This is a genomic window from Streptococcus sp. oral taxon 058 str. F0407, assembly GCF_000235485.1.
Taxonomy (GTDB): Bacteria; Bacillota; Bacilli; order Lactobacillales; family Streptococcaceae; genus Streptococcus.
The window spans coordinates 542,839-557,723 of sequence record NZ_JH378887.1; the positions used below are offsets into that span (position 1 = coordinate 542,839).

Sequence of the window (14,885 nt, forward strand, 5' to 3'; positions counted from 1 at the left end):
TTGAAAAAATTCCCCAAGCAAAATAATTACGGAGGTGAACACACTAATGAGTGAAGCAATTATTGCTAAAAAAGCGGAACTAGTTGACGTAGTAGCTGAAAAAATGAAAGCTGCTGCATCTATCGTCGTTGTAGACGCTCGTGGTTTGACAGTTGAGCAAGATACAGTTCTTCGTCGTGAGCTTCGTGGAAGCGAAGTTGAGTATAAAGTCATTAAAAACTCAATCTTGCGTCGTGCAGCTGAAAAAGCTGGTCTTGAAGATCTTGCATCAGTATTTGTTGGACCATCTGCAGTGGCATTTTCTAACGAAGATGTTATCGCACCAGCGAAAATCTTGAACGACTTTGCTAAAAACGCTGAAGCACTTGAAATCAAAGGTGGTGCAATCGAAGGCGCTGTCGCATCTAAAGAAGAGATTATTGCTCTTGCAACTCTTCCAAACCGCGAAGGACTTCTTTCTATGCTCCTTTCTGTACTTCAAGCGCCAGTGCGCAACGTTGCTCTTGCAGTCAAAGCGGTTGCAGACAACAAAGAAGACGCAGCTTAATCTTAAGCTACGCAGCGTAGCCTGGCTACGAAAAATCTATTATTAATTTAAAAACATATTTGGAGGAAATAACAATGGCATTGAACATTGAAAACATTATTGCTGAAATTAAAGAAGCTTCAATCCTTGAATTGAACGACCTTGTAAAAGCTATCGAAGAAGAATTTGGTGTAACTGCAGCTGCTCCTGTAGCTGTTGCTGCAGCTGGTGCTGCTGACGCTGGTGCTGCTAAAGATTCATTTGACGTTGAATTGACAGCTGCTGGTGACAAGAAAGTCGGCGTTATCAAAGTTGTACGTGAAATCACTGGTCTTGGACTTAAAGAAGCTAAAGAACTTGTTGACGGTGCACCAGCACTTGTTAAAGAAGGCGTTGCAACTGCAGAAGCTGAAGAAATCAAAGCTAAATTGGAAGAAGCTGGAGCTTCAGTTACTCTTAAATAATAAGAGTAGGCAATTACATTGCGAAATTCCAGCTTAGCAAGGTTTTGCGTAATGTCAAATAGCGAAAATATGGTGGAAAATGATTTCATTCCCCACCAAAACCCCACCAAATAAATGTTTGGTGGGGTTTTCTTTATTTTTTTGATATAATGAATATATTAGTTATTAAATTTTAGTATTGTTTGTATGTCTAATGTATTTTTTTTAGAAAACACGAGTAAAAGAAATGAGATCAGCAATATACTGGAGTATTAGAAATAAAATATTAAATTTTATTTTTTATATTAAAAAAATACGTTTAAAAATAAATAGTAAGTGGCAATTATCCAAAGAGTATAAATCTTTTAGAAATATTCTTTTTGCAAGATTTATCTCTGGTGCAATAAAAGGATTTGTTTTAGCTTTGCTTTTAGGGATAGTTGATAGAATTCTTCTAAATTTTAGTGTAACAACGATAATAGAAAGTAATCTATTAGGAGATGTTATTTTGGGGGAACTAGGTGTTGCTGGTGTGATTTTAGGTTTGTATTGCTCTAATATTTCAAGTGTATATTCCACAAGATATGCTAATGCACCTGAAAAAATTGCAATCGCTTTTCAATATGATCATTTGACTGTTAGGAGTTTAGATGTAATTAGTAGTTTTATTATTTATGGAACAATTATACTAGTTGAATTATTATTGAATTGTAAAGTTAGTTGGGCAACTGTTTCAGTATTGATAATATGGTCTATACTTGTAGTTATATACTTTGGAATTACAGGGAATAGAATTTATCAGTTATCTGATGTTTTTAGATTATCAGATGATGCACATTTATATTTAGAAAGAGTAATTTCAAAAAATCTTAAACATAAAATATACGTTAGTGATAATAGCTATCAGGCTTATTTTAGAAAAGTTACTTCAAATAGAATTGAGTTACTAAAAATAATTCAAAAATATGGTTGTAATCCAGACATAGCCGATAATTCTTCTGTATTTAATTTTATGTGTAAAAATTTAGGACTAATAAATAAATATTGGTCAATTAAACAGGGTTTACCAAAGGATTCACTCTGGTTTAGAAAAAAATCTAAATATCAACAATGGCATTTAGCAGATAATATAGAAGTATTAGTAGCATTAGATACGGGAACGCCGTTAAGTACAAAAGAAGAAGCAGATATTTATTGGTTTGAAAATGAATTGATGACTATAAACAAGACATGTGTAAACTACTTGATAAAAGAAAAAGATTTTGAAACTGTATACAGTTATTTAGTTGTATTAGATAAAATTTGTCAATCTGCAATTAAATACAAAGAAGCGAGCTATTATCTAGAACATTTAGACTGGATAAATAACATTATTCAAAAGTCTATTGAAATTCAAAATAAGGAAGAAAATATTTCCTTTATTGCAGTTGTTGAATATATTTCTGTTCTATATTTAAATATTATTTTAGAATCAAGAGATTATATTAAGACACTAGACATTGATAAAATAAGTAAATCCATTATAGATGGAATTGATACTGGAAAGTCATTTAATTCTATAGAGACTATTCGAGGTAGAAGAGATATAGATATTTTTAAAAAAATATTGTTAGAGATTAATGTCGAGAAGCAACGTATTACTCCTGTTTGGTTGATCAAGCAATATGTAGCTAAAGAAGAATTTGATTATGTAAATTTATTATATGATGTAGTAAAAGAAGGAATTGAACATATATATTTCTTAAGTAATATTATTTTTGAGAAAAAAATGTATTATGAAGCTTGTATTTTAATCTCTAAATTTTATAAGTACGAATCTGAGTTGACAATTTTTTTAGAATTTGCAAAACAATTGGAGATTAAACTATTTAGTTGTCATATTGATTCTGAAGATTCATGGGAAGAGAGTAGATTGGATGAATTAAAAGAAAAATTTAGAGAAATCAAACAAGACATTCCAGAAATGTATAGAAAATGTTCAAGTATTTTTACTGTAAAAAATTGGGATAGAGAAGGAGAATTTCCTGACTTTTTAGGAGAATGCTTTAATCAAATCTCAAGAGATACTATTGAAGCTATTGTAAATTCAGATAAAAAACAATTTAAAAAGAATTTTGAAATTATTACTCAGATAATGCCTTTATATCAAGAATATATTAGATTATATTTTAGTAAAAATAAAAATTCGTATAGGAAAGAATATGTTTATTATATGATTACTTGTCCGATTGTTGAATGGGCACAGCTTGGTGGTCTTGGAATAATATGGGGTGAATTTTTTAATGATAAAGAATGGAGTGAAATTGTTAAAGAAACTTCCGAAATAATTTTTCAAAATAATAATGAAGAAAATTCAAAAGAGCTTGCAATTCAGTATACGGAATATGTGAATTTAAGAAATCAGCTAAGGTTAATGTGCTTTATGAACTCAAGAGGTCTCATAGAAGATAAGTGGAATGACTATGTTGTAAATGCAATAAAGAATACTGCTAACATAGAAACTGAAAACACAATGTTTGAAACGAAGATTAAAACCGATAGCAAATTAATAAAAGTATTTTGCCCTAGTATTTTGGATGATGGATTCAGAACAAATCCTTCAGAATTATTTTGGGTTATCTGCGTTAATCCTCTAGTCCCTGAGGAAAAGAGGCTTCATTCTAGTTTTTCGTGGGAGAAAAAGTTAAATGATTAAGGATACAAGAATAAGTAAAATGATTGAAAAGTTATATAAATATCCTGAAGATGGTTTATATTTACAAAAAATTTGTAGAGAATTATTTTATGGATACGAGTTTTCTTTAAATGAAGGAAGGCATAATGGAGAAGATTTTTATAAAATTACACCGAACGACTCTAAAATTGTTAAATTATTCAATCATGCTTCCACATATCGTTTTTCCTACGATTTTGGAAAAATTATAGATAGAGTTCTGTACAGCATGGCTATTTATGGTAATGCATACATTTTTATAAAACCAGAATATGAAGAGCAAATCGATAAACAAGGCAACACGTCTAAAATCATTAGTTCTATATATATTAGTGAAGTTAAGGGAATATTGAAGAAAAATAAATTTTTTTATAAGATAGGAAGGAATGAGATTTCTGAGTTTGATATCAACGAAGGTACGTTAATCACTTTTAACTTAAGAGAAATAGGTTTTAAAAAGAATCATTTTACAAAGCTTGCAAAACAGGCTGAAAAATATAATACAACATCTAAATCACCAAAAGTACCAACATATAATTTTAGCGTTCATAGAGATAAAAACACTAAATTATTGCTTAGAAAACTGAGAGGTCTAGGTCTTAACTTTTCTTTAGATGACCTGTCAGATAGTTATATACTGTATAATGAAATTCAGAGAAAACTATTCCAGAAAAAACTGCTTCAATATATACTTGATAAAATTAATAAATCACTGGTATCAAATTATATACATAACAAAAAATTCAAAATAGAAGCAACTATGAAAAACATAAATTATGAGGAGTCATGGGAAAAATTCCAACGTGGAGAACTTACGCGCTCTGAGTTAAGTAAGATTGTATGGAGCTAGTATATTTAATCTAACTTTAATTCAAAAATAAATTTAAAGAACGAGATAATTTCATCTAAAAAAATATAATCGTGATATTAAAAAAGTATGAAATTACAATATAAAATCTAAGCATAATAATTTATGAATCATTTAAAGAAATAAATGCTTGATGATATCATAAAAAATGACAGTCAAATCATATTAGAAATACTGGAGGAAACAAATAATGAGCAATCTGCAATTAGATTGGTCAATCTAGGTGTAGAATTTTTAGAAAACAACAATCAAAAACTAATACTATTTAATCTTCTCAGAGCTAAAGGATTTGGTAAGAAGTCATTCCAAGAAATACATTTTATTCCCTATTCACATTTTTTTACTGGTAGTCACGTTCCGGTGTTGGAATTAGAAAAAGAACTCCTAGAAAGAATTAAAAAGATATTTGAAACTGATATAGACTATATTAATTTGCTACTGTACTTGGATAAACTAATAGATGGCAAGCGGAAAGCTATTGAAAGAGAATTGGAAAAAGAGTTTTAAATTTTAATTTATATTTCTTACTTCTTAAGGTGCCAGATATAATAAATACAATCTACTGTTTTATAACATAATATTAGGTTTAAGTTATGAATTCTGGGAAATGATACTCTATAGTAGAGTAGTTTTATTGTCTTTTCAAAAATAGACAAAAAATATATTAAAAACATTAGCCTATATGAAGAGAAAGTTAGCATTCTATCTTTTTGCATAAAGGCTATTAGAATTTTGAATTTTAAGAATTGAAAAAAACTGGCTGCCCGTCTGGGTAGTCAGTTTCTGTAATTTGTTTTTTAAACTACGCCTTGCGCAATCATAGCGTTGGCTACGTTTTCGAAGGCAGCGATATTGGCACCTGCGAGGTAATCGGTACCAAGACCGTATGTTTCAGCAGTTGTTTTAGCTGTATTAAAGATATTGGTCATGATGTCTTTGAGACGGCCATCAACTTCTTCACGTGTCCATGAAAGGCGAAGGCTGTTTTGGCTCATTTCAAGGGCTGAAACGGCTACACCACCAGCGTTGGCAGCTTTAGCTGGTCCGTAAAGGATTCCGTTTTCCTTGTAGACTTTGATAGCATCAAGGTCACTTGGCATGTTAGCACCTTCAGATACACAGATAACACCTTGAGCAACTAAGCGTTTCGCTGCTTCACCGTTGATCTCGTTTTGAGTCGCACATGGAAGAGCAATATCATAGTTACCAGCGTAAGTCCATACAGAACCTTCATGGTAAGTAGCAGTTGCTTTCTCAGCTGCATATTCAGTCAAACGAGCACGGCGTTTTTCTTTAACATCAACCAAAAGATCGAAGTCGATACCATTTTCATCGATGACATACCCATTTGAGTCAGACACAGAGATAACAGTAGCACCAAGTTCAGTTGCTTTTTGAAGAGCGTATTGAGCAACGTTACCAGAACCTGAAATAACCACTTTTTTACCAGCAAAGCTGTTACCGTTAGCTTTAAGCATTTCTTCAGTGTAGTATACCAAACCGTAACCAGTTGCTTCTGGGCGAATCAAGCTACCACCGAATCCAAGAGGTTTACCAGTCAAGACACCCGCATCAAATTGGTTAAGACGTTTGTATTGTCCGTAAAGGTAACCAATCTCACGTCCACCAACACCGATATCACCGGCTGGGACGTCAAGTGATGGTCCGATGTATTTTTGCAATTCAGTCATGAAGCTTTGGCAGAAGCGCATCACTTCAGCATCAGTCTTTCCTTTAGGATCGAAGTCTGATCCCCCTTTACCTCCACCGATAGGAAGTCCAGTCAAGACGTTTTTAAAGATTTGTTCAAATCCGAGGAATTTCAAAATCCCTTGGTTTACAGTTGGGTGGAAACGAAGTCCGCCTTTATATGGTCCAACAGCTGAGTTGAATTGAACACGGTAACCACGGTTGACTTGAACTTTTCCATCACGGTCAACCCAAGGAACACGGAAAGAAATCACGCGCTCAGGCTCAGTGATACGTGCCAAGATGTTTTCTTCGATATACTCAGGGTGTTTTTCAAAGACAGGCTCCAAGGTACTGAAGAATTCTTCAACCGCCTGGAGAAATTCAGCCTCGTGCCCATTACGAGCTGTTACAGTTTCAAACACGCTTTGGATATAGTCTTTAGCAGATGTCATATCGTTCTCCTTTGTTGTTATATTTTATTACATGAGCCATTATAGCAGAATTTTTTTTGAGTGTAAAGAAAAAAACAGAAATTTTCTAAAAATTCTTTCAATTCACAAAACCGAACGTTTTATATTGAAATTAGTTTCTCAAAGAGAAAATCTTAAAGTATGGTATAATATTAGAAATAAAAGGAATCTGGAGGATTAGAATCATGGTATCAACGAAAACACAAATAGCTGGCTTTGAGTTTGACAATTGCTTGATGAATGCGGCGGGTGTTGCTTGTATGACGATAGAAGAGCTTGAAGGGGTTAAAAACTCAGCAGCAGGTACTTTTGTCACGAAGACAGCGACCTTGGACTTTCGTCAGGGCAATCCTGAGCCACGTTACCAGGATGTTCCACTTGGTTCTATCAACTCCATGGGCTTACCAAATAATGGCTTAGACTACTATCTGGACTATCTTTTGGACTTGCAGGAAAAAGAGCCAAACCGTACTTTCTTCCTATCTCTAGTTGGCATGTCTCCAGAAGAAACACATACCATCTTGAAAAAAGTACAAGAGAGTGAGTTTAAAGGACTGACAGAGCTTAATCTCTCTTGTCCAAATGTTCCAGGAAAACCTCAGATTGCTTATGATTTTGAGACAACAGACCGTATCTTGGCAGAAGTATTTGCCTACTTTTCCAAACCTCTTGGGATCAAATTGCCACCTTATTTTGATATTGTCCACTTTGACCAAGCGGCTGCTATTTTCAACAAATATCCACTCAAGTTTGTTAACTGTGTTAACTCTATCGGAAACGGCCTTTATATAGAAGGCGAGTCGGTCGTTATTCGTCCTAAAAATGGTTTTGGTGGAATTGGTGGAGAATACATCAAACCGACTGCTCTTGCTAATGTGCACGCCTTCTACCAACGTTTAAATCCTCAAATCCAAATCATCGGAACGGGTGGTGTTCTAACAGGTCGTGATGCTTTTGAACATATCCTCTGTGGTGCGAGTATGGTGCAGGTCGGAACTACCCTTCACAAGGAAGGCGTCGGTGCTTTTGAGCGTATTACCAATGAACTAAAAGCAATCATGGCAGAAAAAGGGTACGAAAACCTAGAAGATTTCCGTGGGAAATTGCGCTATATTGACTAAATGAAATCGAAAAATCAGAAGAAGGGAGAGAAGATGCTAGCAGTAGAGGAGAGTCAGACATTATCTCTATCAAACTTATCTAGCTTGACCTTATTTACAGGTTCGGACCAAGGTCAGTTTGAAGTTATGAAGGATCAGGTGCTGAAACAGATTGGTTATGATCCAGCCGACCTCAATTTTGCCTACTTTGACATGAAAGAAGTAGCCTATAAGGATGTGGAACTGGAGCTAGTCAGTCTCCCTTTCTTTGCAGATGAGAAAATCGTGATACTAGACCATTTTGTCGATATTACAACAGCCAAGAAACGTTTTTTAACAGATGATGAACTCAAGTCATTTGAGGAATACCTTGACAATCCTTCACCAACGACTAAACTCTTAATTTTTGCAGAAGGAAAACTGGATAGCAAGAGACGGTTGGTTAAACTTCTCAAACGTGATGCCAAGGTTTTTGATGCAGTAGAAGCCAAAGAACAAGAACTTCGCCAGTATTTCCAAAAATGGAGCCAGACACAAGGTCTGCAGTTTGCGGAAAAATCTTTTGAAAATCTCCTTATCAAGTCTGGTTTTCAATTTAGCGAAATCCAGAAAAATCTCCTCTTTTTACAGTCTTATAAGTCGGACGGAGTGATTGAGGAGAAGGACATTGTAGAGGCTATTCCAAAGACTTTGCAGGACAATATTTTTGATTTGACTCAGTTTATTTTAACTAAGAAGATTGATATGGCTCGTGATTTGGTTAGAGACTTGACCTTGCAAGGGGAAGACGAAATCAAGCTCATAGCTGTCATGTTAGGACAATTTCGGACTTTTACTCAAGTGAAAATCTTATCAGAGGCTGGTCAAACGGAATCGCAGATTGTAAGCAGTCTGGGGACTTATTTGGGACGCAATCCTAATCCTTATCAAATCAAGTTCTCATTAAGAGATTCGAGAGGGATTTCCTTGGCTTTTCTCAAGCGAGCGATTTCTTATTTGATTGAAACGGACTACCAGATTAAGACAGGTGTCTATGAAAAAAGTTACTTGTTTGAAAAGGCGCTCTTGCAGATTGCGACAGAGGCAAATTGAGCAAAAAACTTGAAAAAAGAGGATGATTGCGTTATCATTTTCATATAGAAAGAAAAAGAGGTATTACAGATGGCTATTATCTTACCAGACCTTCCATACGCGTATGATGCTTTGGAACCTTATATCGATGCTGAAACAATGCACTTGCACCATGACAAGCATCATCAAACCTACGTCAACAATGCCAATGCAGCTCTTGAAAAACACCCTGAAATTGGTGAAGACCTTGAAGCCTTGCTTGCTGATGTAGAATCTATCCCAGCTGATATCCGCCAAGCGCTTATCAACAACGGTGGTGGACACTTGAACCACGCTCTTTTCTGGGAATTGATGACTCCTGAAAAGACTGCTCCTTCAGCAGAACTTGCAGCAGCAATCGATGCAACATTTGGTTCATTTGAAGAGTTCCAAGCAGCCTTTACAGCAGCAGCTACAACTCGCTTTGGTTCTGGATGGGCTTGGTTGGTTGTCAACAAAGAAGGGAATCTTGAAGTGACTTCAACAGCAAACCAAGACACACCAATCTCAGAAGGTAAAAAACCAATCTTGGGCTTGGACGTTTGGGAACATGCATACTACGTGAAATACCGCAATGTTCGTCCTGACTACATCAAAGCTTTCTTCTCAGTGATTAACTGGAACAAAGTAGATGAGCTTTATGCAGCAGCTAAATAATAAAATATAGAGGGAAGAGTCATTCTTCTCTTTTTTGGTTTATAAGGCAGAAGTCTGACAGAATCGTCAGACTTTTTTCATTTTTATGAGAAACGTGCTAACTGCTAGAAAATATGGTAAAATAGAGTGTTAAGTAATCGTGGAAAAGGAAGACTATGCGTAAAGAAATTGCACCTGAATTATACAATTATAACAAGTTTCCTGGCCCAGAATTTCAGGTAAATGGGGATAAGGTTGAGACTGAAGGGATTGCTTTTACCTTGGTTGAAAATATCAAGGATGCTTTCGATGTGACCGTCTTTAATCAGCGCTTTTCAGAAGTGTTGACCAAGTTTGATTATGTCGTAGGGGACTGGAGCAATGAACAGCTTCGCCTACGCGGTTTTTACAAAGACGATCGAACAGAGGAAAAAATTGAAAAAATCAGTCGCTTACAGGATTATCTTTTAGAGTACTGTAGTTATGGTTGTGCTTATTTTGTCCTAGAAAACCAAGCACCTAAGCGTGCGTCATTTGACAAGAAAATGCGTAAAAAGGAAGAGGAAAACCTTCCTAGAAGAGGAAAGAAACCTTCGCATAACAAGAGAAAACCAAATGCGGATAAGAGAAATAGACGTCGTCATAAGGACCAAAAGTCTCAGAAAGAGGACAAGGGACAGCGCCATTTTGTCATTCGTCAAAAATAGATAGAGAATAAGGAGAAAAGATGAAACCGTCTATTTATAGTTTAACACGTCAAACCATGCAAGAATGGGTATTAGAACAAGGAGAAAAGAAATTCCGAGCAGATCAAATCTGGGAATGGCTCTACCGTAAACGTGTCCAGTCATTTGAAGAGATGACCAACCTTTCCAAGGATTTGATTGCCAAGCTCAATGAGCAGTTTGTGGTAAATCCATTGAAACAACGCATCGTACAAGAGTCGGCTGATGGTACTGTTAAGTATCTTTTCGAGTTGCCAGATGGTATGTTGATTGAGACAGTACTGATGCGTCAACACTATGGGCTGTCAGTCTGTGTGACCACTCAGGTCGGCTGTAATATTGGTTGTACCTTCTGTGCGTCAGGATTGATTAAGAAGCAACGTGACCTTAATAATGGGGAAATTGTAGCGCAGATCATGCTGGTTCAGAAATATTTTGATGAACGTGGTCAGGACGAGCGTGTCAGCCATATTGTTGTCATGGGAATTGGTGAGCCCTTTGATAACTACAACAATGTTTTGAATTTCGTCCGTACCATCAATGATGACAAGGGGATGGCAATCGGTGCTCGTCACATCACTGTTTCTACTTCAGGTTTGGCCCATAAAATTCGTGATTTTGCTAATGAAGGCGTACAGGTTAATCTCGCTGTTTCCCTTCACGCACCCAATAATGAATTACGTTCAAGCATCATGAAAATTAACCGTGCCTTTCCGATTGAAAAGCTCTTTGCAGCTATTGAGTACTATATCGAAACAACCAATCGCCGTGTGACCTTTGAATATATCATGCTGAATGAAGTCAACGATGGTGTTGAACAAGCCTTGGAGTTGGCTGAGTTGCTCAAGAACATCAAGAAATTATCTTACGTAAACTTGATTCCCTATAACCCAGTTAGTGAACATGACCAATATAGCCGTAGTCCTAAAGAGCGCGTGATGGCCTTCTATGATACCCTCAAGAAAAAAGGGATTAACTGTGTGGTTCGTCAGGAGCATGGTACAGATATTGATGCGGCTTGTGGACAATTGCGTTCCAATACAATGAAACGTGACCGCCAGAAGGCAGTCGCAGCGGTAAATCCATAAAATGACTAGAAAAAGAGAAATAATCTTAAGATTGGGAGTGATTATTTACAGTCTTTGCATTGTCTGTTTTTGTTTTACTCCCCAACCTCAACTTCCTACAGGAGTGGAAACTCCAGGTATTCAAACTTTTGGACGCCTGGTTTTTCTTTTGACGCCTTTTAACTCCTTTTGGAAACTGGGTGAAGTGACTAGCCTCCTGCAGCTATTCTGGATATTTTTGCAAAATGCCTTAAATATCCTCTTGCTCTTCCCACTGATTTTCCAACTTCTCTATCTTATGCCTGGTCTAAGAAATACTAAGAAAGTGATTTTGTTCAGTTTTTTACTAAGTCTAGGAATTGAGTGTACGCAACTAGTTTTAGATTTTTTCTTCGACTTTAATCGCGTCTTTGAGATTGATGATTTGTGGACCAATACCCTGGGAGGCTATTTGGCTTGGCTCCTCTATAAAGGACTACATAAAAATAAGATAAGGAATTAGAATGAGTATTTTAGAAGTTAAAAATTTAAGTCACGGTTTTGGTGACCGTGCAATTTTTGAAGACGTTTCTTTCCGCCTCCTTAAGGGAGAGCACATCGGTTTAGTCGGTGCTAACGGTGAAGGAAAATCAACCTTTATGAGTATCGTGACTGGTAAAATGCTACCAGATGAAGGGAAGGTGGAGTGGTCTAAGTATGTGACTGCTGGCTATCTGGACCAGCACGCTGTGCTAAAAGAAGGCCAAACCGTACGTGATGTCTTGCGGACAGCCTTTGATGAGCTTTTTAAAGCAGAAGTCCGTATCAACGAGCTCTATATGGAAATGGCAGAAGACGGAGCGGATATCGACGCGCTTATGGAAGAAGTAGGAGAGCTCCAAGATCGTTTGGAGAGTCGTGATTTCTATACCTTGGATGCCAAGATTGATGAAGTAGCGCGTGCTCTCGGTGTCATGGATTATGGTATGGATACAGATGTAACAGCCTTGTCTGGTGGACAAAGAACCAAGGTACTCTTGGCTAAACTCCTCCTTGAAAAGCCAGATATCTTGTTACTGGACGAGCCAACCAACTACTTGGATGCCGAGCACATTGACTGGCTCAAACGCTATCTCCAAAACTATGAGAATGCCTTTGTCCTTATTTCGCACGATATTCCTTTCCTCAACGACGTGATCAATATTGTCTACCATGTGGAGAACCAACAGCTAACTCGCTATTCTGGAGACTACTATCAGTTCCAAGAAGTCTATGCTATGAAGAAATCACAGCTAGAGGCAGCCTATGAACGTCAACAGAAAGAAATTGCAGACCTTAAGGACTTTGTTGCTCGTAATAAAGCGCGTGTTGCAACACGAAACATGGCCATGTCCCGTCAGAAGAAATTGGACAAGATGGATATTATCGAACTTCAAAGTGAGAAGCCAAAACCATCCTTTGATTTCAAACCGGCTCGTACACCTGGGCGCTTTATCTTCCAAGCCAAGGACCTACAGATTGGTTATGACCATCCACTCACCAAACCCCTAAATCTCACCTTTGAACGCAATCAAAAGGTTGCTATTATCGGGGCAAATGGTATCGGAAAAACAACTCTCCTGAAGTCTCTCTTGGGCATTATCCCTCCCATTGCTGGAGAAGTCGAACGTGGCGACTATCTAGAACTTGGCTACTTTGAGCAGGAAGTGGAAGGAGGCAATCGCCAAACTCCTCTCGAAGCAGTCTGGAATGCCTTTCCTGCTCTCAACCAAGCAGAAGTTCGAGCAGCCCTTGCTCGTTGTGGTTTGACAACCAAGCATATTGAAAGTCAGATTCAGGTCCTATCAGGTGGGGAACAAGCCAAGGTGCGCTTCTGTCTCTTGATGAATCGTGAAAACAACGTTTTAGTGTTGGATGAGCCGACCAACCATTTGGATGTGGATGCCAAGGATGAACTCAAGCGTGCTCTCAAAGAGTACAAAGGAAGTATCCTCATGGTCTGCCACGAGCCAGACTTCTATGAAGGCTGGATGGACCAAATCTGGGACTTTAACAAGTTAACTTAAAAGCACTAAAAAGGCCAAGTCGAAATGACTTGGCTTTTTTGACTAGTAATTTAAATAGTTTTCAACTTCAGATTTCTCAATTTCTTTACCATAGTGGCAAACCGGACAAGAAACGAAATAAGTTTTGCCGTAAGGAAAAAGTGGAATCCAGTAGAGGGTAAATTTGCGCCCTGTTTCAACAATTTCCCAAGTGTCAACATTGTTACAGTGACCACATTCGATTGCAGTTTGCGTATGTCCCAAATCTTTTTGATAACCTTTAGAACCCCAAAATAAAATCATGTCATCGTCTCCTTATCTGTAGATGGCTTATTTTTTGCTGAAGTCGTAGTCTTTCACCACTTCGATACTATCAATGGTGACAGCAGACGTTGGTTTGTCTTTCTCATCTTTTTCAGCTTTGGCAATCTTGTCAACAACATCCATGCCATCAATGACTTGACCAAAGACAGGGTGTTTGCCGTCTAGACTTGGATTTCCACCTTCTTTATAGGCTTCGATGATTTTCTTTGGATACTTGCTTGTAGGGAGTTTAGCAGAAATGTCTGTCGAGTTTTGGTTGATGAAGAACTGGCTACCGTTGGTGTTTGGCTGACCAGTGTTAGCCATAGCAAGAGCTCCGCGGATATTGTATAGATAAGGAGAGATTTCATTTTTGAATCCAGTTCCCTTGTCCTTCGTTTTATCCTTATCATGCCAGATGGATTGGCCACCTGTACCATCTCCCTTAGGATCTCCAGTTTGGACCATAAAGCCATCGATGACACGGTGGAAGGTAATTCCGTTATAGTAGCCTTCTTTAGCGTGAGTGAGGAAGTTTTCAACCGCAAGAGGTGCTAGTTTTGGAAAGAGCTTAATGCGAATATCACCCTGACTTGTGTGGAGAATCACTTCGGCTTCATCTTCAGCAACTTCCTTAGAAAGTTGAGGGAAGTTGGCATTTTCATTGGTCAAAGCGTCATTCAAATCTTTGGCAGCTTGAGCAGCCGCTTTTGAGCTTTCTTCTGCTGCAAGACTAGAGTCGACATAGTCATCACCACGGAGACCACGTTGGATACTAGTACATCCAGCAAGGGCTATAGTTGATAGTAAAAGAAGGGTTGCTAGTTTTTTCATTGTTTTCCTCTCAAAAATTCATTTCTACCATTGTACCCTAAAAGGGAGGCGATTTCAAATTTTAGTGATAAGACAACTTACTGAAAATTGCTTTATTAGAGATTTTTCTTCGGATGTCGGTCTATAATTTCCTGTTACTGTTCCTGTATCTGCTCTCCCTTAGGAGTTAATCTGTAGCCACGAATTGAAAAGTGAGTTGCTAATTCTTCTTCTGTCAAGTTGTAATGAAGGACTTGATCCAGATCTGCAGCCTTTATCTTAGACAGTCCTAATAATTGTTAAATTATAGATTCTTTAAAATCAAATTTTTTTGAAGATTATTTTTACTCTAAAAATTGACTCCGAAATCAATTTATGCTATATAAATAAATAAA

General features: G+C 37.1%; 14 protein-coding genes, 1 pseudogene and 1 other annotated feature (1 of these 16 running past the window's edge). Of the genes and pseudogenes, 12 read left to right on the forward strand and 3 right to left on the reverse strand.

The window, feature by feature from the left end; genetic code table 11:
- Positions 1-8 (forward strand) — a sequence feature (ribosomal protein L10 leader region); it begins 128 nt to the left of the window's first position.
- Positions 9-46: 38 nt separating this feature from the next.
- From rplJ to HMPREF9184_RS04295, 5 genes and pseudogenes are all read left to right on the forward strand, one after another.
- Entirely contained in the window at positions 47-547 is a 501-nt protein-coding gene (gene rplJ / locus HMPREF9184_RS04275; protein WP_001287271.1) for a 50S ribosomal protein L10, read from the forward strand.
- Positions 548-621: 74 nt separating this feature from the next.
- A complete protein-coding gene (gene rplL / locus HMPREF9184_RS04280; RefSeq protein WP_001196963.1) occupies positions 622-990 on the forward strand; it encodes a 50S ribosomal protein L7/L12 in 369 nt (122 codons plus the stop codon).
- 226 nt (positions 991-1,216) lie between these two features.
- Positions 1,217-3,664, forward strand: a complete 2,448-nt coding sequence (locus HMPREF9184_RS04285) for a hypothetical protein (protein ID WP_001255530.1) — start codon at positions 1,217-1,219, stop codon at positions 3,662-3,664.
- Entirely contained in the window at positions 3,657-4,532 is an 876-nt protein-coding gene (locus HMPREF9184_RS04290) for a hypothetical protein (RefSeq protein ID WP_000588665.1), read from the forward strand. The genes HMPREF9184_RS04285 and HMPREF9184_RS04290 overlap by 8 nt, the downstream gene beginning before the upstream one ends.
- 144 nt (positions 4,533-4,676) lie before the next feature.
- A pseudogene (locus tag HMPREF9184_RS04295) lies at positions 4,677-5,057 on the forward strand (ATP-binding protein); the annotation flags it as partial.
- A 290-nt stretch (positions 5,058-5,347) separates the two neighbouring features.
- Here the strand turns inward: HMPREF9184_RS04295 and gdhA are convergent.
- Positions 5,348-6,694: an NADP-specific glutamate dehydrogenase gene (gene gdhA, locus HMPREF9184_RS04300; RefSeq protein WP_000199521.1), complete on the reverse strand. Its 1,347-nt coding sequence runs from the start codon at positions 6,692-6,694 to the stop codon at positions 5,348-5,350.
- Between the two features lie 203 nt (positions 6,695-6,897).
- Here gdhA and HMPREF9184_RS04305 point away from each other — a divergent pair, with 203 nt between their 5' ends.
- The 7 genes from HMPREF9184_RS04305 to HMPREF9184_RS04335 all read left to right on the forward strand — a co-directional run bounded on the left by HMPREF9184_RS04305 (position 6,898) and on the right by HMPREF9184_RS04335 (position 13,395).
- Positions 6,898-7,833: a dihydroorotate oxidase gene (locus tag HMPREF9184_RS04305; protein WP_000255169.1), complete on the forward strand. Its 936-nt coding sequence runs from the start codon at positions 6,898-6,900 to the stop codon at positions 7,831-7,833.
- A gap of 33 nt (positions 7,834-7,866) precedes the next feature.
- Positions 7,867-8,904: a DNA polymerase III subunit delta gene (holA, locus tag HMPREF9184_RS04310; protein ID WP_033585947.1), complete on the forward strand. Its 1,038-nt coding sequence runs from the start codon at positions 7,867-7,869 to the stop codon at positions 8,902-8,904.
- Positions 8,905-8,973: 69 nt separating this feature from the next.
- Positions 8,974-9,579: a superoxide dismutase SodA gene (gene sodA, locus HMPREF9184_RS04315; protein ID WP_000974734.1), complete on the forward strand. Its 606-nt coding sequence runs from the start codon at positions 8,974-8,976 to the stop codon at positions 9,577-9,579.
- Positions 9,580-9,734: 155 nt separating this feature from the next.
- Complete coding sequence (locus HMPREF9184_RS04320; protein WP_001224373.1) at positions 9,735-10,265, forward strand: YutD family protein; 531 nt, start codon at positions 9,735-9,737, stop codon at positions 10,263-10,265.
- Between the two features lie 20 nt (positions 10,266-10,285).
- Positions 10,286-11,371 carry a 23S rRNA (adenine(2503)-C(2))-methyltransferase RlmN gene (rlmN, locus tag HMPREF9184_RS04325; protein ID WP_000804767.1) on the forward strand — a complete coding sequence of 362 codons (1,086 nt, stop codon included), beginning with the start codon at positions 10,286-10,288 and terminating at the stop codon, positions 11,369-11,371.
- Position 11,372: 1 nt separating this feature from the next.
- Positions 11,373-11,852, forward strand: coding sequence for a VanZ family protein (locus HMPREF9184_RS04330; protein ID WP_000197239.1), 480 nt, complete (start codon positions 11,373-11,375; stop codon positions 11,850-11,852).
- A gap of 1 nt (position 11,853) precedes the next feature.
- Positions 11,854-13,395: an ABC-F family ATP-binding cassette domain-containing protein gene (locus HMPREF9184_RS04335; protein WP_000025371.1), complete on the forward strand. Its 1,542-nt coding sequence runs from the start codon at positions 11,854-11,856 to the stop codon at positions 13,393-13,395.
- Between the two features lie 42 nt (positions 13,396-13,437).
- Here the strand turns inward: HMPREF9184_RS04335 and HMPREF9184_RS04340 are convergent, their stop codons facing one another.
- Positions 13,438-13,677 (reverse strand): zinc-ribbon domain-containing protein, encoded by a 240-nt coding sequence (locus tag HMPREF9184_RS04340; protein WP_000600218.1) that lies wholly within the window; start codon positions 13,675-13,677, stop codon positions 13,438-13,440.
- A 27-nt stretch (positions 13,678-13,704) separates the two neighbouring features.
- Complete coding sequence (locus tag HMPREF9184_RS04345) at positions 13,705-14,511, reverse strand: peptidylprolyl isomerase (protein WP_000731902.1); 807 nt, start codon at positions 14,509-14,511, stop codon at positions 13,705-13,707.
- Between the last annotated feature and the right edge of the window lie 374 nt (positions 14,512-14,885).

Bases quoted from the DNA above. Each gene is read 5' to 3' on its own strand.
- rplJ (WP_001287271.1), top strand. From the start codon at position 47: ATGAGTGAAGCAATTATTGCTAAAAAAGCGGAACTAGTTGACGTAGTA.
- rplL (WP_001196963.1), top strand. From the start codon at position 622: ATGGCATTGAACATTGAAAACATTATTGCTGAAATTAAAGAAGCTTCA.
- HMPREF9184_RS04285 (WP_001255530.1), top strand. From the start codon at position 1,217: ATGAGATCAGCAATATACTGGAGTATTAGAAATAAAATATTAAATTTT.
- HMPREF9184_RS04290 (WP_000588665.1), top strand. From the start codon at position 3,657: ATGATTAAGGATACAAGAATAAGTAAAATGATTGAAAAGTTATATAAA.
- gdhA (WP_000199521.1), bottom strand. From the start codon at position 6,694: ATGACATCTGCTAAAGACTATATCCAAAGCGTGTTTGAAACTGTAACA.
- HMPREF9184_RS04305 (WP_000255169.1), top strand. From the start codon at position 6,898: ATGGTATCAACGAAAACACAAATAGCTGGCTTTGAGTTTGACAATTGC.
- holA (WP_033585947.1), top strand. From the start codon at position 7,867: ATGCTAGCAGTAGAGGAGAGTCAGACATTATCTCTATCAAACTTATCT.
- sodA (WP_000974734.1), top strand. From the start codon at position 8,974: ATGGCTATTATCTTACCAGACCTTCCATACGCGTATGATGCTTTGGAA.
- HMPREF9184_RS04320 (WP_001224373.1), top strand. From the start codon at position 9,735: ATGCGTAAAGAAATTGCACCTGAATTATACAATTATAACAAGTTTCCT.
- rlmN (WP_000804767.1), top strand. From the start codon at position 10,286: ATGAAACCGTCTATTTATAGTTTAACACGTCAAACCATGCAAGAATGG.
- HMPREF9184_RS04330 (WP_000197239.1), top strand. From the start codon at position 11,373: ATGACTAGAAAAAGAGAAATAATCTTAAGATTGGGAGTGATTATTTAC.
- HMPREF9184_RS04335 (WP_000025371.1), top strand. From the start codon at position 11,854: ATGAGTATTTTAGAAGTTAAAAATTTAAGTCACGGTTTTGGTGACCGT.
- HMPREF9184_RS04340 (WP_000600218.1), bottom strand. From the start codon at position 13,677: ATGATTTTATTTTGGGGTTCTAAAGGTTATCAAAAAGATTTGGGACAT.
- HMPREF9184_RS04345 (WP_000731902.1), bottom strand. From the start codon at position 14,511: ATGAAAAAACTAGCAACCCTTCTTTTACTATCAACTATAGCCCTTGCT.